The 22151-nt window shown below is 42.7% G+C and carries 25 protein-coding genes; 12 read left to right on the top strand and 13 right to left on the bottom strand.

Features of this window, described 5'->3' with window-relative positions:
- Positions 1-57 precede the first annotated feature (57 nt).
- Genes BSAG_RS17255 through BSAG_RS17260 form a run of 3 tightly spaced genes read right to left on the bottom strand, consistent with a single transcriptional unit; the run spans position 58 to position 2366 of the window.
- Positions 58-1629 carry a DUF3945 domain-containing protein gene (locus BSAG_RS17255; RefSeq protein ID WP_004291455.1) on the bottom strand — a complete coding sequence of 524 codons (1572 nt, stop codon included), beginning with the start codon at positions 1627-1629 and terminating at the stop codon, positions 58-60.
- Between the two features lie 20 nt (positions 1630-1649).
- The gene (locus tag BSAG_RS0222725; RefSeq protein ID WP_004291454.1) at positions 1650-2000 is read right to left on the bottom strand and encodes a helix-turn-helix domain-containing protein; all 351 of its coding nucleotides are present in this window, start codon (positions 1998-2000) and stop codon (positions 1650-1652) included.
- Positions 2001-2003: 3 nt separating this feature from the next.
- Positions 2004-2366, bottom strand: coding sequence for a helix-turn-helix domain-containing protein (locus BSAG_RS17260; protein WP_004304264.1), 363 nt, complete (start codon positions 2364-2366; stop codon positions 2004-2006).
- 201 nt (positions 2367-2567) lie between these two features.
- Here BSAG_RS17260 and BSAG_RS17265 point away from each other — a divergent pair, with 201 nt between their 5' ends.
- Entirely contained in the window at positions 2568-2867 is a 300-nt protein-coding gene (locus tag BSAG_RS17265; protein WP_004291426.1) for a helix-turn-helix domain-containing protein, read from the top strand.
- A 31-nt stretch (positions 2868-2898) separates the two neighbouring features.
- A complete protein-coding gene (locus BSAG_RS17270) occupies positions 2899-3204 on the top strand; it encodes a helix-turn-helix domain-containing protein (protein WP_004291424.1) in 306 nt (101 codons plus the stop codon).
- Positions 3205-3281: 77 nt separating this feature from the next.
- Here the strand turns inward: BSAG_RS17270 and BSAG_RS17275 are convergent, their stop codons facing one another.
- Together BSAG_RS17275 and BSAG_RS17280 are read right to left on the bottom strand one after the other, a co-directional pair.
- On the bottom strand, positions 3282-3644 hold the full coding sequence (locus tag BSAG_RS17275) for a hypothetical protein (protein WP_004291423.1): 363 nt from the start codon (positions 3642-3644) through the stop codon (positions 3282-3284).
- 11 nt (positions 3645-3655) lie between these two features.
- Positions 3656-4891, bottom strand: coding sequence for a site-specific integrase (locus tag BSAG_RS17280; protein WP_004291422.1), 1236 nt, complete (start codon positions 4889-4891; stop codon positions 3656-3658).
- 350 nt (positions 4892-5241) lie between these two features.
- Here BSAG_RS17280 and BSAG_RS17285 point away from each other — a divergent pair, with 350 nt between their 5' ends.
- The 5 genes from BSAG_RS17285 (at position 5242) to rlmJ (ending at position 10126) form a co-directional block, all read left to right on the top strand.
- On the top strand, positions 5242-5814 hold the full coding sequence (locus tag BSAG_RS17285) for a Crp/Fnr family transcriptional regulator (RefSeq protein ID WP_004306434.1): 573 nt from the start codon (positions 5242-5244) through the stop codon (positions 5812-5814).
- Positions 5815-5888: 74 nt separating this feature from the next.
- Positions 5889-6254 carry an MmcQ/YjbR family DNA-binding protein gene (locus BSAG_RS17290; protein ID WP_008020106.1) on the top strand — a complete coding sequence of 122 codons (366 nt, stop codon included), beginning with the start codon at positions 5889-5891 and terminating at the stop codon, positions 6252-6254.
- 259 nt (positions 6255-6513) lie between these two features.
- A complete protein-coding gene (locus tag BSAG_RS17295; protein ID WP_004315236.1) occupies positions 6514-8646 on the top strand; it encodes a cation:proton antiporter in 2133 nt (710 codons plus the stop codon).
- A gap of 103 nt (positions 8647-8749) precedes the next feature.
- A complete protein-coding gene (locus tag BSAG_RS17300) occupies positions 8750-9226 on the top strand; it encodes a DinB family protein (RefSeq protein WP_004315237.1) in 477 nt (158 codons plus the stop codon).
- A gap of 54 nt (positions 9227-9280) precedes the next feature.
- Positions 9281-10126, top strand: coding sequence for a 23S rRNA (adenine(2030)-N(6))-methyltransferase RlmJ (gene rlmJ / locus BSAG_RS17305; protein WP_004315238.1), 846 nt, complete (start codon positions 9281-9283; stop codon positions 10124-10126).
- A gap of 73 nt (positions 10127-10199) precedes the next feature.
- Here rlmJ and BSAG_RS17310 read toward each other — a convergent pair whose 3' ends face one another.
- Positions 10200-10820 carry a hypothetical protein gene (locus BSAG_RS17310; protein ID WP_004306429.1) on the bottom strand — a complete coding sequence of 207 codons (621 nt, stop codon included), beginning with the start codon at positions 10818-10820 and terminating at the stop codon, positions 10200-10202.
- A gap of 198 nt (positions 10821-11018) precedes the next feature.
- Between BSAG_RS17310 and BSAG_RS17315 the strand changes: the two genes are divergently transcribed.
- The 4 genes from BSAG_RS17315 (at position 11019) to BSAG_RS17330 (ending at position 15075) form a co-directional block, all read left to right on the top strand.
- Complete coding sequence (locus BSAG_RS17315) at positions 11019-11435, top strand: DUF3788 domain-containing protein (protein ID WP_004309075.1); 417 nt, start codon at positions 11019-11021, stop codon at positions 11433-11435.
- A complete protein-coding gene (locus tag BSAG_RS17320; protein ID WP_004309074.1) occupies positions 11432-12562 on the top strand; it encodes a GyrI-like domain-containing protein in 1131 nt (376 codons plus the stop codon). Before BSAG_RS17315 ends, BSAG_RS17320 begins: the two co-directional genes overlap by 4 nt.
- Before the next feature lie 31 nt (positions 12563-12593).
- The gene (locus BSAG_RS17325) at positions 12594-13064 is read left to right on the top strand and encodes a GyrI-like domain-containing protein (protein WP_004306423.1); all 471 of its coding nucleotides are present in this window, start codon (positions 12594-12596) and stop codon (positions 13062-13064) included.
- Positions 13065-13662: 598 nt separating this feature from the next.
- The gene (locus BSAG_RS17330; RefSeq protein WP_008770674.1) at positions 13663-15075 is read left to right on the top strand and encodes a PLP-dependent aminotransferase family protein; all 1413 of its coding nucleotides are present in this window, start codon (positions 13663-13665) and stop codon (positions 15073-15075) included.
- Here BSAG_RS17330 and BSAG_RS17335 read toward each other — a convergent pair.
- Positions 15067-16263, bottom strand: a complete 1197-nt coding sequence (locus BSAG_RS17335; protein ID WP_004315240.1) for a PLP-dependent aminotransferase family protein — start codon at positions 16261-16263, stop codon at positions 15067-15069. The two genes, BSAG_RS17330 and BSAG_RS17335, sit on opposite strands and share 9 nt — an antisense overlap.
- A 249-nt stretch (positions 16264-16512) precedes the next feature.
- Here BSAG_RS17335 and BSAG_RS17340 point away from each other — a divergent pair, with 249 nt between their 5' ends.
- The gene (locus BSAG_RS17340) at positions 16513-16731 is read left to right on the top strand and encodes a hypothetical protein (RefSeq protein ID WP_004315241.1); all 219 of its coding nucleotides are present in this window, start codon (positions 16513-16515) and stop codon (positions 16729-16731) included.
- A gap of 216 nt (positions 16732-16947) precedes the next feature.
- Here the strand turns inward: BSAG_RS17340 and BSAG_RS17345 are convergent, their stop codons facing one another.
- The 6 genes from BSAG_RS17345 to BSAG_RS17370 form a co-directional block, all read right to left on the bottom strand.
- Entirely contained in the window at positions 16948-18051 is a 1104-nt protein-coding gene (locus BSAG_RS17345) for a Fic family protein (RefSeq protein ID WP_008025240.1), read from the bottom strand.
- A 98-nt stretch (positions 18052-18149) separates the two neighbouring features.
- Positions 18150-19523 (bottom strand): MATE family efflux transporter, encoded by a 1374-nt coding sequence (locus tag BSAG_RS17350; RefSeq protein WP_004315243.1) that lies wholly within the window; start codon positions 19521-19523, stop codon positions 18150-18152.
- Between the two features lie 93 nt (positions 19524-19616).
- The gene (locus BSAG_RS17355) at positions 19617-20351 is read right to left on the bottom strand and encodes a lipoprotein (protein WP_004315244.1); all 735 of its coding nucleotides are present in this window, start codon (positions 20349-20351) and stop codon (positions 19617-19619) included.
- An 84-nt stretch (positions 20352-20435) separates the two neighbouring features.
- Positions 20436-20963, bottom strand: coding sequence for a GNAT family N-acetyltransferase (locus tag BSAG_RS17360; protein WP_004315245.1), 528 nt, complete (start codon positions 20961-20963; stop codon positions 20436-20438).
- Positions 20964-20974: 11 nt separating this feature from the next.
- Positions 20975-21601 (bottom strand): CatB-related O-acetyltransferase, encoded by a 627-nt coding sequence (locus BSAG_RS17365; protein WP_004315246.1) that lies wholly within the window; start codon positions 21599-21601, stop codon positions 20975-20977.
- A gap of 72 nt (positions 21602-21673) precedes the next feature.
- The gene (locus tag BSAG_RS17370) at positions 21674-22144 is read right to left on the bottom strand and encodes an Lrp/AsnC family transcriptional regulator (RefSeq protein ID WP_004315247.1); all 471 of its coding nucleotides are present in this window, start codon (positions 22142-22144) and stop codon (positions 21674-21676) included.
- Positions 22145-22151 lie beyond the last annotated feature (7 nt).

Here is a 22151-nt window from a genome sequence, read left to right as displayed (position 1 = left end):
TTCTTCTTTTTTGTTGATACTTTGGATTTTATTTTGGATTCAGTGGCGGACACGGGATTACATTTTCATGCCCTTGCCCGTTTTCTTCTGCGGCTTCTCCTGCTGCTGTTGCTGGCGGGCGTCCTTCGGGTTGGTCTGACCTTTCTGCAACGGCTCTCTCAGATTCTTTGTAGCCTCGTTGGTCTTGCCATCGTTGTTCACCGCCACCTGCGTGCGGCTCTCGTTGGACGGAGCAACCTGCTGTGCATTGTCAGGGTTCGTGTCGTAGCGGTACGGGCGTCCCTTCTCCGGGTTGAACTTGATATACATCGTGGCATGGAAGCCCTGCTTGTCGGTCACGTTCTCCAGCTTCACGGCTTTACCCGCCACATAGTCGGCTTTCTGCTGGTCGGTGAAGCTCACGCCGCTCCATTTGCTGATGGGGCGGATGCTGCCGTCCTCGTTCGTCCACGTGTTGCGGCGTTGCTCCTTCTTGGTCTGTGCGGCATTTTCCCCGCCCTGCGCCTGACTTTTCGATGTGTCGCCTTTGGTTTCCTGTGTCTGTGCGGTACGGGGCGACTTGCCGGTTCCCGGCACGAACTCCACGCCGCGCTGCTCCACGTTCACTTGCAGGGTGGTGACGAACTTTCTGCCGTCGTTGCGCTCGATGAGCTTGTCGCGTACGGGCAGTCCGGCGCGGAGCATGTCCCGCTCCTGCGTGGTGATTTCCGTCTTGCCGATGCGCTCCGGGATGCGCACCCTGCTTGCCGGAATGTCCGTGATTTCATTCGTCTTGCGGTCGATGCTGATGTAGGAGGGGATGATCTCGCCCGTTTCCCTGTCCACAATGTCCACGACCCTACCGAGATTGCCCGTTTCGCGGAGGTTCTTCCGGTCATTGTCGGAGAATTTGTGTTCCTTGTACTCATCCAGCTTCTGCTCCTTGCGGATGAAGTGCGGCACGAGGCTGATGTTTCCCTCACCGTCCTTCTTGAAGGAGAGGCGGGCGTCCAGCTCGAATGATTCGCCGCCGAAGGTCGGTTTGACCTTTACCAAGTCGGACTTGCCATAGTTGAGCATCTTCGTAAGGTCGCCGGACTTTTCAAGGTTGTCCCGCTTTACGCCCCATCTGTCCTCCAGCTCCTGCCAGTTGATTTTACTCTCGTCGATGGGCTGGTAGCCACGTTTGCCCTGCATCTGTTCGGATTTGTCCTGTTGCTGTTCTTTCCGTTGTTCCATGTTCTCCTGTTTTTGAGGTTCTTGTTTCTCTGTCTGTTGTGCTGCCATCTCTTCCTGCACCTTCTTCTCATAGTCGGAGGTGTCCACCTTGTGAGGGGCGAGCAGCTCCTTGTTCGCTTCGGGGTCTTTCAGCAGTTGCTTCATCACCTCTAAGAGATTTTCAGCTTGGTCTGCCGCAATGCGGTAGAAACCGAAGCGGCTGGGTTCCTTGCACTGCCGGAAGAAGTTCTTGAAGAAGTTGTCCAGCACGTCGCCATGTCGGTCGAATTGCAGGAAACTCTGCGCGTTCTCCGCTTTTGCGGGGGTGCGCTTGGGTGTGCCGTCCGCGTTCAGCCCGGCTACCACGCTGATCTCGCCTGTCTTCTCGTCACGGACTACCAGCACGTCCTTTTCGTCTTTTTTCTTTGCCATCTGAAAAATGTTTTAATGGGTTATTTATGAAAGAAATTATGGATACGAGCCTTGTAGAAGGCTATATCTTCCTTTTTGAAGTCCTTGATATGGTTGGAAAGGAATGTCAGCACGTCCTCCTCGCTGTAATAGGTCTTCTTGCCCAGCGTCTTGTAGGGCAATGCGCCTACGCTGCGGTAGCGTTGGAGGGTGCGTTTGCTTATCTGGAGCAACATGCACAAATCCTGATTGTCGAAAAGGCGGATGCTTTCCGTGATAGTGGGCTGTTTCCCCTCAGCCTTCATCGCCAGCAGCAGTTCGTCCTGACGGTCGAGCCGTTCCATCAGCTTCTGCATCCAGCCCTCGAAGTTGTTTCGTGTGAGCAGTTCCATGACCTATGTCCTCCTTCCTTTTGGTTTGCCGCCCGTGCGCAGCGTGTGGTTGTGGAACAGGGTGTCTATTGTCCCTTCCTCGTTCCTTACTGTGTTGTCCTCCAATAGCCGCAGTATCTCGGAAAGGCGGTAGCGGCAGCTTCCGCGTACCACCACATACTCGATACGGTGGTCGGTGCGCATACGCTGCATGGTGCGCTTGCTCACGTTGAGCATCTTCGCCGCCTGTGCCGTGTCAAGCAGCTTGTCTTCGGTTTCCCGCTTCCGTTTCTTCTCGTCCCTTGCCTCGCGGATGTACCCTGCGATGTTCGCAATCTGCGCCATCATCTCCTTGTAGGCGGAACTTTCCATTGTTATCACTTTCATGTTCAGTCCTTTCTTTTTGTTTCTGCGACAAAATTCGGCAATAAACAAAAGGGGCTTTAACAACTCACTACGTGACTCACGTAAGATTTTTGCGGAAGATGGCTCCGTAACCCGGTCAAACGGCGCAACAGGCAGCCTTTCAGCGGAAAACGATACGTCTTGTATGCCGTTTCGTTACCTTTGCGGCAAACTCTAAATGACATGAATATGGAAATAGTATCTATCGAGAAAAAGACTTTCGAGATGATGGTGGCGGCATTCGGCGCACTCTCGGAGAAGGTCGCCGCCCTGAGGCGCAAAAGCGACACGGGGCGCATGGAAAGATGGCTCACGGGCGAGGAGGTCTGCGGGCAGTTGAGAATAAGCCCGCGCACGTTGCAGACGCTGCGTGACAGGCGGCTTATCGGCTACTCGCAGATAAACCGCAGGTTCTATTACAAGCCAGAGGAGGTGAAGCGGCTGATACCGCTTGTCGGCACGCTCTATCCGCACGGCAGATGATTTGATTTATTCACCCACTGAATCCGAAGTTATGATGAACGAGAACAACGATGTTTTTACGATGGAAGACGAGCCGATAGCCTCTGTGGTGCAGGATATGCGCAAAGGCTCGAAATGGCTGTCCGCATTTCTGGAAAGCTACCGTCCTCCGCTGGACGGGGAACGTTACCTGACGGACGGCGAGGTGTCGGAACTGCTCCGTGTGAGCCGGCGCACCTTGCAGGAATACCGCAACAACCGCGTGTTGCCCTTCATACTTTTGGGAGGGAAGGTGCTTTACCCGGAAACGGGGCTGCGCGGGGTACTGGAAGCGAACTACCGCAAGCCGCTGGAGTGAGGCGGTTTCATGAAAAAGTAAACGGGTGACACCTTTTGTGGTGCTACCCGTTTACTTGTCTTATGGGGTATGTGCAATCAGCAATACCCGGCTTTTCCGTTCTGTATGAACATCACGTATGTCTGCCGTTTCTCTTGTGAGAGTGCCTTTCCCACCAGCCATGTGCGGAACAGGTGGGTGTTGTAGGTATTCACCCTGAAAGCGACCGGGATGATGATTTCAAGGGCGTACACGTCCGCGTGCAGCCCGTTTTCAAGCTGCATGTAGCGGCACACCTCGTAGTCGTTCAGCACGTCCGACTTGCGGACGGCTCTGATGGCGGCGTTCACTGCCGGGACGGTCGTATGGAACAATCCGGCTATTTCGGTGGCGGTCATCCACACGTCGTTACCGGTTACGCTGACTGCCTTGTCCTCGATGATGATTGTGTCACGTTTCATGGCTTTTCTTTTTAGATGGTGCAACCTGCAAATTCCTCGACGCCGTTCAATCTTGCGGCAAGGTTCTCCATGTCCTGATTGAGCTTCTCTTTGGTTATCTTTGCGTAAATCTGCGTCGTCTTTATGCTCTTGTGTCCGAGCATGGAGCTGACCGTTTCGATGGGAACACCGTTGGAGAGGAATATCGTCGTGGCTGCCGTGTGGCGGCTCTGATGCCACGTGATATGCTTGGTGATGCCGCAACGCTTGGCGACGGCACGGATACCGGCAAGGCACGTGTTATAATGCGGAACGGGAAATATCCTGCCGTCCCCGCACAGTCCCCGGTATTTGCCGATTATGCGGTTGGCGATGTCGAGCAGGCGGATGTTGGACACCACGCCCGTTTTCTGGCGGTTGATGTTTATCCACTCGTGTTCGTCGAAGTAGGTGCGGATATTCTCTTCCGTAAGGTTGCGCATATCCGCGAACGACAGCCCCGTGAAGGCGCAGAACAGGTAGAGGTCGCGGTACAATTCCTGTTTGGCGTTTTTCAGTTTCCCCTCCATCAGCAGGCGGATCTCATCTTTGGTCAGGAAACTGCGTGTTGTTTCCTCCTTCTTGATTTCATACTCGCGGAACGGGTCGCGCGTCAGCCACTCGTTGTTGATGGCGATGAATACCATCGTCCGTAACGGGCAGACGTACAGCCACACGGTATTGGTGCAGCAGTGCTTGTCCGTGCGCAGGAACATCTCGAAGTCGGAGATGAAAGCCGGGGTAAGCTCTTTTAGGGCGATGTCCTTCACATGGTAGCGGATGTCGAGGAACTCTTGCATGTGCTTGTAAACGGTGCGGTACTTCAGCAGCGTGCCTTTGGCTTTCATGCCTGCCTCCACCTGCTTCTCGTAGTCCTCGTTGTGCTGGCGGAACACCTGCATCAGCGTGTGGTAGCGGTGTTCCAGTCCGAGAAAGGCGTTCTTCACCTTCTCCGCCGTGACGAAGTTGTCACGCTCCATGATTTCCTGATAATGCCTGTTGATGCGTACCCGCATCTTGTCAAGCATACGGTTCGTTTCGAGTGCCGCCGTGCTTCTGCCCGTGACACGTCCACCTTTGGTGTCCCACAGTTTCGGATCGACAGTCAGTTTGCAGCTGAACTGTGTCTGGCTGCCGTCCACCGTGATGCGTCCCATGACGGGAACTGTCCCGTCCTTTTTCACTACCTGACGCTTGAGGTAGTAGATTACTGAAAATGTACTCTTCATTGTCCTTAATTTTTGGGTTTCAAAATTAGTTGGTGAAGAGTCCGGTGTTGGTACGCAAAACGGGGAGGAACGGCGCAATCTTTTTCCGTAACCTGATTTTTCGCATGAGTTATGGATAACTCACTATTCCTTAGAGCCTTGTTTCGCTATTCGTACCCGTTTGTCGCATTTTCGGGCATGGTTACGAACAAGTAACGTAGCGGCGTCAGGATTTGGCTTCGGCAGGGATTGTAATGGCTTCACGGATTATCGCCACTTCAACCAAAACCCTTGTAACTCAATTCTATCACTATATCTTTCCGCATTTCACTTTTTTGTAGTAACTTTGCAATGTAATGATTCAATGCGATATGGATATACACGAGATTATAAACAGGATATATCGGATGCCGGAGGCTTCAGCGGATAAGGTGGTCAAACATCTGTCAAAAATCACATATCCCAAAGGTTATCATATATTGGAGGCTGGCAAGACTGAAACGAATATCTTTTTCATCGAGAAAGGGATTGCTAGAGCTTACATTCCCGTAGACGGAAAAGAGGTAACGTTCTGGATTGGGAAAGAAGGGTCAACCATTGTCTCATTGAAAAGCTATGTAAATAATCAACAGGGGTATGAGTCAATGGAACTGATGGAAAACTCGGTGTTGTATCTATTAAAGCGCAAAGACTTACACGAATTATTCAAGGAAGATATCCATATTGCCAACTGGGGGCGCAAGTTTGCCGAATCAGAGTTCCTGCAAACAGAGGAAAGACTTATTTCTCTCTTATTCACCACCGCGTCCGAACGGTATATGAAACTGATACAAAATAATCCGGAGCTATTACAGAGAATACCATTGGAGTGTCTTGCTTCTTATCTGGGAATAACTCCGGTAAGTTTAAGCCGGATAAGGGCGAAATTGAAACGGGTACTTTGAGATAGAAACATGTTTTTCAAAAGCAAACAGAAAGTGATATATTTGTACAACGAATGAATCAAAAAAGAGAAGTCATGAATATCGAAGATTATAGAGAATATTGCCTGTCAGTCAAAGGAGCAACAGAATGTATGCCGTTTGATGAACATACTTTGGTTTTCAAGGTTATGGATAAAATGTTCACTTTTGCTACATTACGTCCTAAAAACGGAAGATTCTGGGCGGATATGAAATGTAATCCTGATAAATCAGAAGAGCTCATAGAACAATACGAAGACATTTTTTGGGGACCTTTTTCGGATAAGAAACATTGGATAACCGTTTACTTGGAAGGAGATGTTCCCGATAAACTCATAAAGGAGTTGATTAGCCACTCGGTAGAAGAAGTTTTAAAGAAGTTACCCAAGAAAAAACAAGAGGAATACAAGAACATGATTTAGGATTCGAAAAATAGACATATCCGGCACTACTATTATTGCTAAAAGTAGAGCCGGATAAAATCACTATACACCCCAAAACGCACACACGGATAAAATCATCGTATATTTAAAAACGTATGTCCCAGGAACACTTGCATTCTTCATTCCGGCAATCATGAATCTGGAGAAAAAATAAATGACTAATTTTATTAACTAATGCTTTTTTAGAAGCATTTTTTTAGGTTATTTTGCGGAACAAATATCACGAACTCGTCAAATTATGGATTGGATTGGCCTTGATTTAACATTCCCTATCACCGACCCTACATGGATATTTCTCCTTGTACTCCTAATTATATTGTTTGCTCCGATATTATTGAATAAACTGCGCATCCCTCATATTATCGGTATGATCCTGGCAGGACTGGCTATTGGCGAACATGGATTTAATATCCTGGCACGAGACAGCAGCTTTCAGTTATTCGGGAAAGTCGGACTCTATTACATCATGTTCCTGGCTGGTCTGGAAATGAATATGGGAGATTTCAAAGAGACGCGAAACAAAGCATTAGTGCTCGGATTACTGGCTTTTATCGTTCCTATCGGGATTGGATTCGTGGCAAATGTATCTTATCTGAAATATGGTGTAATCACCTCTGTATTATTAGCCAGCATGTATGCCTCCCATACGCTCGTGGCCTACCCTATCGTCACCCGCTTCGGCATATCACGCCATCGTAGCGTAAGTATTGCCGTAGGAGGAACGGCCGTAACGGATACACTCACGCTGCTGGTACTGGCTGTTATAGGCGGATTGTTCAAAGGAGAAACCGGAGGATTGTTTTGGATTTGGCTGGTGGTAAAAGTAATCTTTCTAGGGGCACTAATTATTTATTTCTTTCCGCGCATCGGTCGTTGGTTCTTTCACCGGTACAATGACAACGTGATGCAATTTATTTTCGTGCTTGCGATGGTCTTTTTAGGAGCAGGGTTGATGGAGCTTGTTGGTATGGAAGGTATCTTGGGAGCTTTCCTCGCAGGATTGGTACTTAACCGGCTCATCCCCCACGTCTCTCCATTGATGGATCATTTAGAGTTCGTTGGTAATGCACTTTTTATTCCTTATTTCCTTATCGGAGTGGGAATGTTAATCAACTTACGTGTTATTTTCGGAGAGGGGGATGCCTTAAAAGTTGCCGCCGTGATGATAACCATGGCGCTGACAGGTAAATGGATTGCTTGCTGGCTCACTCAAAAGATATATAAGATGTCTGTTCTTGAACGAAATCTGATGTATGGTTTGAGTAATGCACAGGCGGCAGCCACATTGGCGGCTGTGTTAGTTGGATACAACATTATTCTGCCCACCGGCGAACGGTTATTGAATGATGATGTACTAAACGGAACAGTCTTGCTTATCCTGGTCACTTGCGTAGTGAGTTCACTGATTACCGAACGGGCAGCCAGAAAAATGGCGATGGATGATTCACAACCTGAAAATGAATCGTCGAAAGAAACAGAGAAGATTTTAATATCCATAGCCAACCCGGACACTATCGAGGACATGGTGAATCTTTCTCTAGTCATACGTGACCCCAAATTGAAAGATAATCTCCTGGCATTAAATGTTATCAACGACGATAATAACTCTGATAATCTACGAATTCGAAGCAAACATTATCTGGAAAAAGCCGAAATGATAGCAACGGAAGCAAATGTACCACTCAAAAAGGTCACCCGGTATGATTTGAATATAGCTTCCGGTATTATCCATTCAGTCAAGGAGAATGAGATTACGAGTATTATCACCGGCCTGCACCGCAAGAAAAACATCACAGATTCATACTTTGGAATACTTGCCGAACACTTATTGAACGGATTAAACTGTGAAATAATTATCTCTAAATTTCTGATACCGGTCCATACAATCAAACGGATTGTCGTTGCCGTCCCTCCTAAAGCCGAATATGAATCCGGCTTTCCGCATTGGATGGAACACTTTTGTCGCATGGGGAGCACTCTTGGATGCCGCGTACACTTCTTTGCCAATGAAAAGACTACCATCCGCCTACAAGCGTGGATAAAGAAAAGGCATAAACAGACGCTTACCGATTTCTCTCTCTTAGAAGACTGGAATGACCTGCTGGTATTGACAGGACAGGTAAGTTACGATCATTTATTGGTTATTATCAGTGCACGACCAGGAACTCTTTCGTATGACAGTTCTTTTGAGAAGTTACCGAGACAGCTTGGGAAATATTTCTCCAACAATAGCTTCATCGTGCTGTATCCTAACCAGTCGGGAGAGCCGTTGGATACGTCTTTCTTCTCCAAGCTATATACTGATACCGAAACCCGACATTACGAGAAAGTCGGTAAATGGTTTTACAGGTGGTTTAAGAAAGAGGGATAAAATTAGAATTGAAAAGTTCCGTTTAATTTATAAATATCGATACATTTATCTATATTTGTACTATTAGCAATTTTGCTATAAACACCTAAAGGAAAAGAATGGTATGTCAAACGTCGATTTTTCCAAAATAACAGAAGGAATCTATCATGTGATAGAAACTGAAGAGAAAATACTAACCGGGCTACAAAATGATACGATCACGTTGAAACGTAATAAACAAAATCGTACCATCAAACAGATTCTCGGACATTTGATTGATTCGGCATCAAACAATCACCAACGCATGGTCAGATTGCAATACAGTAAAGATTTGCTTTTCTTTCCCGATTACCGTCAGGATAATGATCTGTGGATAGCATTACAAGATTACCAAAATGAAGATTGGAATAACCTGATTCAACTATGGAAGTTTTTTAACCTGCATATCATTCAGATTATAAAATCTGTAGACCAGACAAAACTGGATAACTACTGGTGTGATTTTGAAGGAACAAAGGTTACGCTACAAGACATGATAGAAGGTTATCTAAGTCATTTACACCTGCATATTCATGAAATCCATGAATTAATGAATGCCTAAAAAGGATAGCGGTTGCAGTTCTTTTATGTTCTATAAATATTAAGATGTACCCACATGGCAACTTACACTCATTTCGCAAAACAACCCGATGTACTGAAACATCTGATACTCTGTGAAGTTCTTAGAAATGAAGCCCCACAAGTATATGTAGAAACCAATTCCGCATGTGCCATCTACTCCATGACGCAAACTCCGGAGCAGCAATATGGTATCTATCATTTCCTGGAGAAAGCAGATGATGACAAATCTCTAAAAGCTTCCATTTATTACCAACTGGAAAGCACAGAAATGGCAAAAGGAAATTATCTGGGTTCTCCTGCCCTGGCAATGAATGTATTAGGAAAGCAAGCAAAAAGGTTCGTATTCTTCGATTTAGAAAAGAGTGCGCTGGAGAATGTAGACATTTATGCCAAACAAATCGGATTAAGTACATCCGTAGAAATACATCATACCGACTCCCTAAAAGGCACAATAGAACTGTTGCCTTCACTTCCCGCATCCTCTTTCATCCATATCGATCCTTACGAAATAGACAAGAAAGGAGATTCAGGAGTAACCTATCTCGATATCCTGATACAGGCTACTCAATTAGGCATGAAGTGTTTATTATGGTATGGATTCATGACCGGAGATGATAAAGCATCTTTGGATAACTATATTGTATCCAGTCTGGAAAAGGCAGGTATCAAGGATTACATAGGTGTAGAGCTTACAATGAATTCAATAAGAAAAGACAGTATATTATGTAATCCGGGCATTTTGGGAAGTGGTATTTTGGCTACAAATGTATCACAAACTTCCAAAGATATCATTCTTGATTACGGCAACAAGCTGGTTGATATATACAAAGATGCTAAATACAAAGATTATGACGGAAGTTTATATATTCAGCATCTTTGATATCCACTTATTAATTTAATTACCTAGAACATTACTCTACAAGCAGAGCGTCAGAAAGCCGGAGCTTTTAAAATCAGTTTCCGGCCTTTTGGCTATAAATTAACTTATTTCTTTGGCTGATTGTCCACAAGCCATCTATTAGCCGTACATTTTTCGTATCGTCATCTTCCACGTTCCATGCATAACCTCCTGAAGGCAGGCCACGTCTCTCCAATATTTCATTGGGTTGATTATTGGAAAAGAAAAGTTCCAGTTGCGTAGAGTCAGGACTAAACACAATAAAGGCAGAAGCATTGCTATCGTCCACCGATTCCGTGCGGATTCCTTTCTCAAACAAGCGGATACAGTCTTTTTGCACTTCACACCATACATATCCGGCAGAACCGATACAGCCATGTTCATCCCGATCACCTCCCACAATCGGAGATTGCGGATACTGAACTAATTTAGAAGCCGGCATTCCCGGTGTATATTTTCCGGTATAGAACACTTCCAGCGTATCATTCAGAAGCAAACCGTTGACTTCATCTTTATTTGCATCTATCGTACTGAACGAAAGGGTATCATTCTTATCAGTAACAATCGTTACCGTATTCATGGTTGCATCACTAACGATTCCTTTTGAGCTTGCCACTTTTGACGAGCAACCTGCCATGAGGCAGAGCGTACCTACTGCTAATAATATTGTTTTCATTTTCTTTAATTCGGGCTTTGTTTTTAAATTAATGCAAAGATAAAGGTTATACTGCCAATATTTCGCTTTTACAAAATAAATTAATTTCCGGGCAGATTGTTCACCAGCTACACACAAAATGCCTATATTGGACAACGATCTATTAGAAAATCAGCCTACCTTTGTGATATGGATAATCAAAAGTAAATACAGAATACCATGAAAGAAACTTTGCAGATTCCCACTCCTGAAACACTGGAAGCCTTGATAGGTAAGGAACTTTATGATATATGGACTTCACTTTGCCAGCTTATCGAGCAAAAGTACAATATGGAACAACTATGGAACCATGGAGGAAAAAAATGGATATACGAATATAAATATCGCAAAGGCGGAAAAACGCTGTGTGCCCTATACGCCAAAGAACAAACGATTGGTTTCATGGTCATTTTAGGTAAAGATGAGCGTGCCAAATTTGAATCTCTGCGAGAAGTATTCTCCAATGAGACTCAAAAGATATACGATGAGACGACTACTTTCCACGATGGGAAGTGGCTTATGTTCGAATTGAAAGACACTTGCTTATTTAATGATATGGAGCGACTGCTATCCATCAAACGAAAACCCAGCCGATGATTGAATCAGATATAAATAAAAGGTATTGTCAAAGTTGCGGGATGCCTCTCCGCTTTGATATAGAGAAATATCTGGGTACTAACTCCGACGGTTCCCGAAGTGACGAATATTGCTACTACTGCCTGAAAGATGGAAAATATATCGTCGACATTCCGATGTCGGAAATGATTAATATCTGGATAAAATACACCGACAAGTACAATGAATATGCAGATACCGCTTATTCGCCGGAGGAACTTAGGCGAATACTCAACGAACGGTTACCCAAACTGAACCGATGGAAACAGAAGCTGGAAACCAGTAATATCCATCACCAAAAGATTCAGGATATAGTCGTTTACATCAATAATCATTTATTCGATAGTTTAGATGCAGATATACTTAGTACGATAAGCGGACTTTCCAAATATCACTTCAGAAGAGTGTTTCAAACCGTTGCCGGAGAAAATATCGGAAGCTACATACAACGTTTGCGCCTCGAACATATAGCACATCTGTTAGTATCCACCGACTTTACATTAAATCAGATTTCGGAGCAGACAAACTATCAGACTAAATTCAGTCTGGCAAAAGCCTTCAAAAAACATTTTGGAGTGTCAACCTCTCAATATAGGGAGAAGTATAAGCCGATGTATGACGAACAGCATGCGGTTATCACTCCTGAAATCCGGTCGATTCTGCCGATGAAAGTATTTTGTATCGAGGTGGGTGAAAAGTATAAGGATGAACTCCGATACAAGTTAATATGGGATAGGCTCACCAACTATGCGAGGCAGCACAATGAAGAAAAGTCGAATGATAAGTTTGTCAGCCTTAGTATGGACGATCCGTCCATCACCCCGATGGATAAATGTCGCTTCTATCTCGGGGTAATAATCGATAACAAAGAAAATGATTCCCAGCCGGGAGTGATGGAAGTTCCCGGTGGTCGTTATGCTGTATTCAGGCATATCGGCGACTACTCTTTATTGCATAAATTCTACCGGACTATTTATGAAGAGTGGTTCCCGGAAAGTAAATATCGTCCTCAAAGCACCTTTAGCTTTGAAATGTATATGAACCGCCCTGCCTCCACCCTTAAAACAGAACTAATTACCGACATCTATATTCCGGTCATCAAGAAATAATTAATTATCAACCCTCTAAAAACAATGTATTATGGGAAAAATTTCAGAAATCATGCTATTGAAGCAACCGAAACAGCCCGCTTTGGCTGTTGAAGTACAAACAGATATGAACGGAATGTCGGAAGCTATCGGAAAGAACTTTGTAAAAATAGACTCTTTATTTAAGGAACAGGGTGAAGTCACTACCGACATCCCCTACGTTGAATATCCCAACTTTGAAAGTCTGACGGAACACAATATCAAAATGATTATTGGTCTAAAGTCATCCAAAGAATTACAGGGTGAAGGGGATATACGCTCCATAACGATACCGGAAAGAAAAATAGTTTCCTGTCTACATAGAGGAACTTACAGTGAATTGGCTGTCCTGTACAACGAAATGATGGAATGGATAAAAACCAACGGTTACAAACTTTCGGGAACATCCATTGAATATTATTACAGCAATCCCAATGTACCCGAAGAAGAACAGGTGACGAGAATAGAAATGCCACTATTATAAATGTTGATTTCATCTACTTCATCATGTAGATTCTTCCCAAGCTCCAATTATTGTTATTTGATTCAAAACGGTACGGAAAGGAATGAAACAGATTCTTTTATAAATGCCATATTTTAGTTCTAATGTAAATATTATTACAGTAATAGATGCAATAGAAATAAACGGTATTGCAAAAAAAATGTCAATAAAACTCCTATGTATTTCTGATAGATAACGTTGTTTTGTAAAACACTGTTATCCAGGCGGTTACTATTCGGGCTTTTCCTTTAAAACCAATAACCCGTTTCTCACCGAGAAACAACCTTTTCGACACCGAGAAACGAAGTGTTTCTCACCGAGAAACGAATCGACTGTTGAAGTCCTAAACTTAAATTAAGAAAATTGTTCGTCTCTTTTATTTTTGACGCTTCTATCGTAGGAATGTATATGTTGAAATATATTTCAATGATAATCTTGTCATGTCTAAAATATAATGATATGGAATAAATTTATAACTGAATAGCAAGCAATTATAAAAAATGACTGAATGAATTATTTGCAATCAAACAACAACAGATACAGACATCATTTTTGTATCTTTGCCAAGTACAGAATAAACATGAAAAGAGAAATCCTATATCAAAAGATAGCCGGCACTATCGCCTGGCAAATAAAAACAGGTATATGGAAAGCAGGCGAGAAATTACCTTCTTTACGTACTATCAGCAATGAATATGGCGTAAGTTTAAATACAGCCATTCAGGTATATTATGAACTGGAAAAGGAAGGATTCATCATTTCCCGCCCCAAATCAGGGTACATTGTCAATTATAAGCCACTAAATTTGTCTGCGCCGGCAACAACGCAGCCTTCCGCTCAATCTCCGGGAAAGGAAGAAGCAGACTTAATCATGGAAGTATATCATTCCATCGAAGATTCGTCTATCACCCGTTTTTCGCTGGGAATACCGGAAGATGTTTTATTGCCTATTGCCAAACTCAATAAAGAACTGACCAAGGCCATGTATTCACTTCCGGGGAACGGCACCAGGTATGAAGACCCTCAAGGAAACATTCGTTTGAGAAACTATATTGCCCGTTTTGCGTATAGCTGGAATGGAAATCTGACCGAAGATGATATTGTTACTACCACAGGAGTAACCAATTCCATCTCTTTAGCATTATCTGTTATTGCTCAAAGAGGAGACACGATAGCTGTTGAAAGTCCTGTTTATTTCGGGATATTACAGTTGGCCAACAGTATGGAGCTTCATGTGCTGGAACTGCCGACCAATCCTGTAACAGGCATCGAACCCGATGCTTTAAGAAAAGTATTGCCGCAGATCAATCTATGCCTGCTTATCAGTAATTTCAGTAATCCGCTTGGGAGTTGCATGCCCGATGAACATAAGAAAGAGATAGTACAGATGTTGGCGGAACACAATATTCCTCTGATTGAAGATGATTTATACGGCGATGTATTCTTCGGACATTCACGCCCTAAGCCATGCAAAGCTTTCGATGAAAAGGGACTTGTGTTATGGTGTGGTTCTGTATCAAAGACGTTAGCTCCCGGTTATCGGGTAGGCTGGATTGCCCCCGGTAAGTTTAAGGATGCTATTATTCGTCAGAAACATATTCATTTAATATCCACTCCTACCCTCAACCAAGAAGCCATTGCCAACTTCATGGAGAACGGCAGGTATGAGAATCATTTACGCAAGTTGCGCCATGAGCTACATTCCAATAGTCTTCATTTGGCACAAGCTATTACCGACTATTTTCCCGAAGACACTAAAATCATCACTCCACAAGGAGGTTTTATGCTTTGGGTGGAACTGAATAAAAAGATTGATACCACGGAGCTATATTACAAAGCGATGCAACATAAGATCAGCATTGCTCCCGGACGCATGTTTACTCTGCACGACCAGTACAGAAACTGTATGCGCTTGAGTTTCGGTCAGCAATGGAGTGCTTTCATTGAGGAACGCTTGCAGGTTTTGGGAAACATTATCAAAGAATCATTTTGATTGACTGATATACTCCTTTACCACTTCGCCGAGGGTTTTAAGTCCTTTCTCTATTTTGTCTTCGGGCATATTAGAGTAGTTGATCCGAAGCGTATTTTCCTTGTTTCCGTTCGGATAAAAGGAGCCTCCCGGAACAAAAGCAATCTTTTTCTCCAGGCTTCTGACTAAAACATCACGTGCCGAAATCCCTTCGGGAAGTTCTATCCATGTAAATAATCCGCCTTCGGGACGAGTAAACTTTATAGTATCAGGGAAATAACGTTCTATACTTTCAATCGCCACATTTCTGCGTTTTCTGTATACTTCTACTATTTTGGCAATATGTTTATCAATATCATAGCGCTTCAGGTATTCGGCGATGGTCATTTGGGCAATAGTGTTGCATTGTAAATCCGTACCTTGCTTGACCAATACGTATTTGCGGATAATCTCTTTATCCCCCGCAATCCAGCCAATCCGGAAACCGGGACAGAATATTTTCGAGAAACTACCTGTACACAGGATATTTCCAGCCTCATCAAAAGACTTTATAGATGGCAAAGACTCTCCTTCAAACCTTAACTCGCCGTACGGATTGTCTTCAATAACTGCAACACCATACTTTGCGGATAATTCAGCCAGTTTCCTGCGTCTTTCCAGGCTCCACGTCTTTCCTGTAGGATTCTGAAAAGTAGGTATTGCATATATCAGCTTTATATGAGGAGTATTGCTCAAAATTTCTTCCAAAACATCCATCATCATACCGTCCCCATCCGTAGGAAGTTCAATAAAGCTACATCCATACGCTTTGAATGCACTGATTGCAGCCAAATACGTAGGGCTTTCGCAAAGTACGATGTCTCCCTCGTCCAGGAAAACTTTTCCGGATAAGTCCAATCCTTGTTGCGAGCCATGGGTAATCAGAATATTATCTTTATCGAAAGTCGTGCCCAAACGTTCGTTCATCCGGTTGGCAATCCATTCGCGCAAAGGGACATAACCTTCTGTTGTGGTATATTGGAGCGCTTTCGTACCTGCCTCTTTCAATACGATCTGATTGATCTCATTGATTTCATCTATCGGAAAAAGTTCCGGAGCAGGCAGACCACCTGCAAACGAAATCACATCTTCCTGTTCGGTAACTTTTAATATTTCTCTTATTTCCGAAGCCTTTATATAAGACATTCTTTTAGCAAAATTCAACTTCATAACCTTTAAGTATATTAGGAGATTAAAACAACACTGCAAAGTAAATCAAAAAAGAAAGACGAGAACAGATACACTTTTTTATATATTGACAGGTACAGATGACTGACTTTTCAAAGGATAAGTATATGAAGTTAATCTCCCCGATTACTTATTTCGTCATGAGTAATCAGGGCATTCGTCGAATAATCCTATACAGAACCTTGTTTAAACCTACCTTTGCACTGAAAACAAAAGTAATTGATAGTAACTATGGAAGAGCAAATACTCATTTTTCGAACCTCGGTTAGAAATGCACGGGATATAAAACATATCGCAGCGCTGTTCACCCTATGTCCCCAAATCTACAAATGGAATGTAGATATAGAGGACTGGGAAAAAGTATTGAGAATAGAATGTCAGGGCATCACCCCGACTGAAATCTCAAAGGCATTACGCGCCATCAACATTTATGCACAGGAGCTGGAATGAAACAGAGAAAGCTAGTAATGAGCTAATAACGAGGCAGGTCTTTTACTTCCTCATAATATTTTTCCACTCCAACCTCCTGCATCCGCCTGTTGATGGCTACAAATCTCTTGTATAATTACTTTTTGTTATGACCTAACTGATCGGTGTCGGGTCGTATATAAGTGCCATTATTATACGTATTTATCGCGATGATAACCATTAATAATTACCGCCAAATTATAAGACCAATTCATAATTAGTACTCCGCCCTCCCTCGTCTGTTTTACGAAATACACCTTTAGTTATTAAATCTTGTATATCACGCAATGCAGTGTCAGGAGAGCATTTGGTTATCTTCGCCCATTTGGAAGAGGTCAACTTGCCATCAAAACCATCCCAAAACAAATTCACCATTTTAATCTGCCGTTCATTCATCGAAACCAACCGATATTTATCCCAGAAAGCAGCTTTCTGCAAAATCGTACTGATTGATTTCTCTGTATCAAGTAATGCAGCTTCCAGACAGTCAAGAAACCATTCAAGCCAATTTGTTATATCCAAACTGCCTTTTTGTGTTTTCTCCAGCATCTCATAATACCTCTTACGCTGCTTGCGTATTTCGGCAGACATACTATAAAAACGATGTGGCATTTCATCTGCACGAGCTAAAAACAAATCAGTGATCGTTCGGGATATACGTCCATTCCCATCATCAAAAGGGTGAATAGTCACAAACCATAAGTGAGCAATCGCAGCTTTCAGAACAGGATCTATCTTCTGATTACCATTTACCCACTCCAAAAACAGTTTCATCTGGTAAGGAACATGATCCGAATCAGGAGCCTGATAATGTATTTTCTCTTTTCCCATCGCTCCTGATATGACTTGCATTGGCTCCGCACCTTGCCGCCAATCGGCAACCGTTATTTTATATACCCCACTTCGTCCTGTAGGAAACAATGCAGCATGCCAATTAAAAAAGCGTTCAGCCGTCAATGGTTGCATGTAGTTTTGAGTAGCATCTATCATTACTTGCACCACTCCATCTATATAGCGGTCTGCTTCGGGTAATCCTTCTATTTCTATGCCCAAATGACGAGCCACAGAAGAACGCACCTGATCAACATTCAATATTTCTCCTTCAATTTCCGATGACTTTGTAATATCTGCTGTCAGCGCATCAAGCATAGCACTATTCTTCAAATCAAAACCAAGTGCACTCATTCGCCCTACAAGTCTACCTTGCAAGCCCCTGACTCTACCTAATTTATAAGATAGTTTTGCATCATCCCAAGTAAAATCAGGCCAATCAGTTTGTTGCCAGATATAGATTGATTTCATATTCTCCGTATATTTTGCGGTAAATATAACGATTATTCTCCGCATTTTATTCTAATTATCAATCAAAAAATAGCCAATGCTTTGTACATTGGCTGTTTCTAATCTGTACGCAAAATATTCCCCTGTATTTTCCCCAGAATCTTGGGGAACTGCCAAAAGAACAACAAAGTACAGCAAATTGCCGCTGTGGCATCAGATATTGCTTCGGCTGCATATACACCGGTTACTCCCATATAATGCGGTAATATCAATGCCAATGGAATCAGTAGAATCGCTTTACGCAACAAAGCAATAAAAATAGGTATTTTTGCTTGTCCCAAGGCTACAAACATATTCTGACAGGCACGTTGTAATCCAAAAATAGTCATACCACCCAAGAAGACAGGCATTGTCCAACGGACTGTTTCTATCAATTTTTCATCACTAGTAAAAGCAGATGCTACAATCGTAGGAAACAAGATCATAAGCAACATCAATAACAGGTTAAATGAAAACATGGTTATCATCACAATACGGAAACAGTCTTTCACACGTTGTTTATCACCATGACCATAATTATAACTGATAATCGGAACAAATCCCAGCGCAAAACCGGTTAACGGAACACTTGCAAACTGCATCGCACTTTGCAAGATAGTTAATGCGCTGACATAAATATCTCCAAAATTTTTCAGACTACTATTCAATACAAAACCAACCAGGCTCTCCGTACTTGCCATTATAAATGGAGATACTCCCAAAGCTAACATGGCAAATACAATCTTCCGGCTCAACCGCATATTACGCTTTTCCAAAGGTAAGGAAGCACGACGGGAAAAGAGAAAACTCAATACCCACGCCGCACTACATGCTTGAGACAATACGGTAGCCAAAGCAGCTCCTTTCACTCCCATATCAAACCAGAAAATGAAAATAGGATCAAGAATAATATTCAATAAGGCACCGATCAAGACGGAGTACATGGCAATGGCTGGCCGTCCCTGTGCATTAATAAAGCTATTCAGTCCTGTAGATATTTCAACGAAAACAGTTCCTAATAAATAGATGGAAAGATAATCAACCGCATATTCCAACGTATTTTCCGAAGCACCCGTAAAAAGCAAAATCGGTTCCATAAAGGTATATGCGATGAACGAAGTGAACAGGGTGAATAGTATTAATAAGACAAAACCATTCCCCAAAATTTTTCCGGCACGCAGACGATCGCCCTGTCCCAGTGCCATGGCTGCCAATGGCGCGCCCCCTCCTCCTACAATCGCCGAGAAAGAAGAAATCAGTATAACAAGAGAAGTCGTCACTCCTACCCCAGCCAACGCATCAGTACCAATACCCGGAATATGTCCGATATAGATACGGTCGACCATGCTATACAGCAAATTGACGAATTGGGCAACTACTGCGGGAAGCGCCATTTTGAAAACGAGCGGCAACATACGCTCTGTACCTAGCCGTGCTTCATACTTATTTATCATTCCAAACTTCTTTTTCTAAAATCAGCTGCAAAGTTATAAGAAAAACAGGCTCCCGATTTAAAACCGTTGGATAAAATAAATAGAATACTTCAGTTATTTCTGTGTCAGAAATCCAGAAATAGATTGATTAATAAGCCTGTGTTGCTCTTCCGTTCCATTCTCTCCCATATTACTATGCGTTATTCCGTCCAATTTCACAACTTTCATATGAAATTGCTCCTGTTCTTGTTTTGTGGGGAGTACTCCCGCATCCGCATCATAATCGCATCCTCTTAATGTATACAACCGGGGCTTCTCCGTTCTAGGCATAATCATTCTGCGATGATCCATAGATATGGCTTTGTTTATTAAATGCGGATATTTAGTAGCAAACAACATTGTCATATCACCACCATTGGAGTGTCCTATCAGTATAAGTTTATCCCAGTCTAATTGTGGTTTCAACTTCTTAAACTCCTGAATGGTGAAATAGATATTTGCCACTCCTCTTTCCCAGTTTGGCATACGGGTTTGCATAAAATCGCCTTCCATAGCCAAGAGTGGATCATTCGGCAATTCATGTTGTATACTTATTACATAAAATCCTTTTTGAGAAAGGAATCGTGTCAGATAAGAATAGGTCTGATTAGATTTTCTATTCTTATTTCCATCATAACCATGATTGAATATAATGACTTTCGTTTTTGAATTTACTTTCTGTGGCTGATAAACAGTTATGGGTATAACTCTGTTTCTTGCTCCATCAAATAGGCAAGTCGTAAATTCTGTTTGTGAGAAACAAGAGAATGTTGATAAAAAAAGAACAAATACAATAATTAATTTCTTCATGTTTATGATGTAATAATTATCATTCTACAAATCTAAGAATAACCGAATTATAACGGTGCAATGTATTACGCAGGAAAAGGAGTATTAAATGATTCTCTCATAAAGTCTGAACCAATCCAAGCCGTACTGTCCCAGTCCTAAATCCACGGTATCAACATATTCAAAACCGCATTTTTCGTATAACGATATGGCAGGAAGATTTTTCTCATAAACATCTAACCGAACAGACTTTATTCCCGACCTTTGAGCCAATTCCAACGAATAATCCATCAACGCATGCCCTACTCCCTTTTTCAAAAAAGAAGGATGCACAACAAAAGTATGTATCACAAAGATACAGCTATAATCCAGTTCCATTTTCCATTTGACATTCTCATAAGCCTTTTCCGGCTGATGATTTAAGATGACCGAACCGGCAATTCTCCCATCGATTCTTGCTACGTAAAGCATGTTATCATTCACACCGGCAACTGCATCCTCCCGAATTGGATAGATACCTTTTATCCATCCGGGATAATTAATCGTAGCTGCCAGATAATCATTCAGTTCATTATACAGCTTTTCCAATTCATCTATATCAGCAGAAGTTCCGGGTTCTATTATAAATTTCATATATGCATTGCTTATCTTTTCATCAGTTCTTCTATCTTTCCACCTGTGATATAAGGTATACATTCGGAGATCTTTTCGACACTCCAATCCCACCATTGCAATTCTTGCAATCGGACGATCGTTTGCTCATCAAAACGTTTCCGAATCTCCCTGGCAGGTGTTCCACCTACTATTGTATAAGGAGGAACATCTTTAGTAACCACAGCCCGCGACGCAATGACTGCTCCATTCCCGATATGTACTCCTGCCATGATAACAGCTTCATATCCAATCCAGACATCATTACCTATTACTATATCCCCTTTATTATCCCAGGCAGAAGTTACATCTCCCTTATCTAAATTCCATTCCTCAAAAAAGATAGGAAACGTATAATTGGATAAAGAATTCAATGTGTGGTTTGCACTGTTGAAAAGGAACTTAGCTCCACAGGCTATGGAGCAGAATTTTCCTATTATCAAACGGTCTTTATTAATCGGATAATGATATAAGACATTGTTCTTCTCAAAAAGAACCGGATCATTTACAAAGTCATTGTATATTGTATAATCACCTACGATAATAGCAGGATTCTTAATCACTGTATTCAGGTAAATAGTCTGAAAATCATTGGTACGAGGATATATGTTCGAATTCATTGTGTGTAGGGAAACAGGATTTATATTACATAGCAAATATACAAGATAAATTTCAGACTATCACACAAAGGACTAAATATGTATTCCATATTGATGCTTCACTTCTGCCATCACAAATGTACTTTCCAGTGATCCCAAGCTATCAATCGTTCCCAACACATTCAGAATAAACTCCTGATAGTATTTCATATTGGGAGCGTGAATCTTCAACAGATAATCATAACTTCCCGATATATTATAACATTCGGTTACTTCAGGAATATCCTGTATGATCCGTGTAAACTCTGCCGCTATATCCCTGTTCAGACGTCTAAGCTTCACACTGCAAAACACGACAAATCCCTGATTCAGTTTCTCCGCATCCAATACGGCAATATACTTCTTTATATAACCTCCATTCTCCAACCGTTTAAGGCGTTCAAAAACAGGAGTTGAAGAAAGACTCACCCGCGCAGCCAACTCTTTCGTTGTCAATCGGGCATTCTCTTGCAAAGTACGGAGTATTTGCAAATCTACTTTATCCAGCTTATCAAAAGTATCCATAAGAAAA

The organism is Bacteroides sp. D1 (assembly GCF_000157095.2).
GTDB lineage: Bacteria > Bacteroidota > Bacteroidia > Bacteroidales > Bacteroidaceae > Bacteroides > Bacteroides xylanisolvens.
This window is presented reverse-complemented; position numbering and strand designations above follow the sequence as displayed.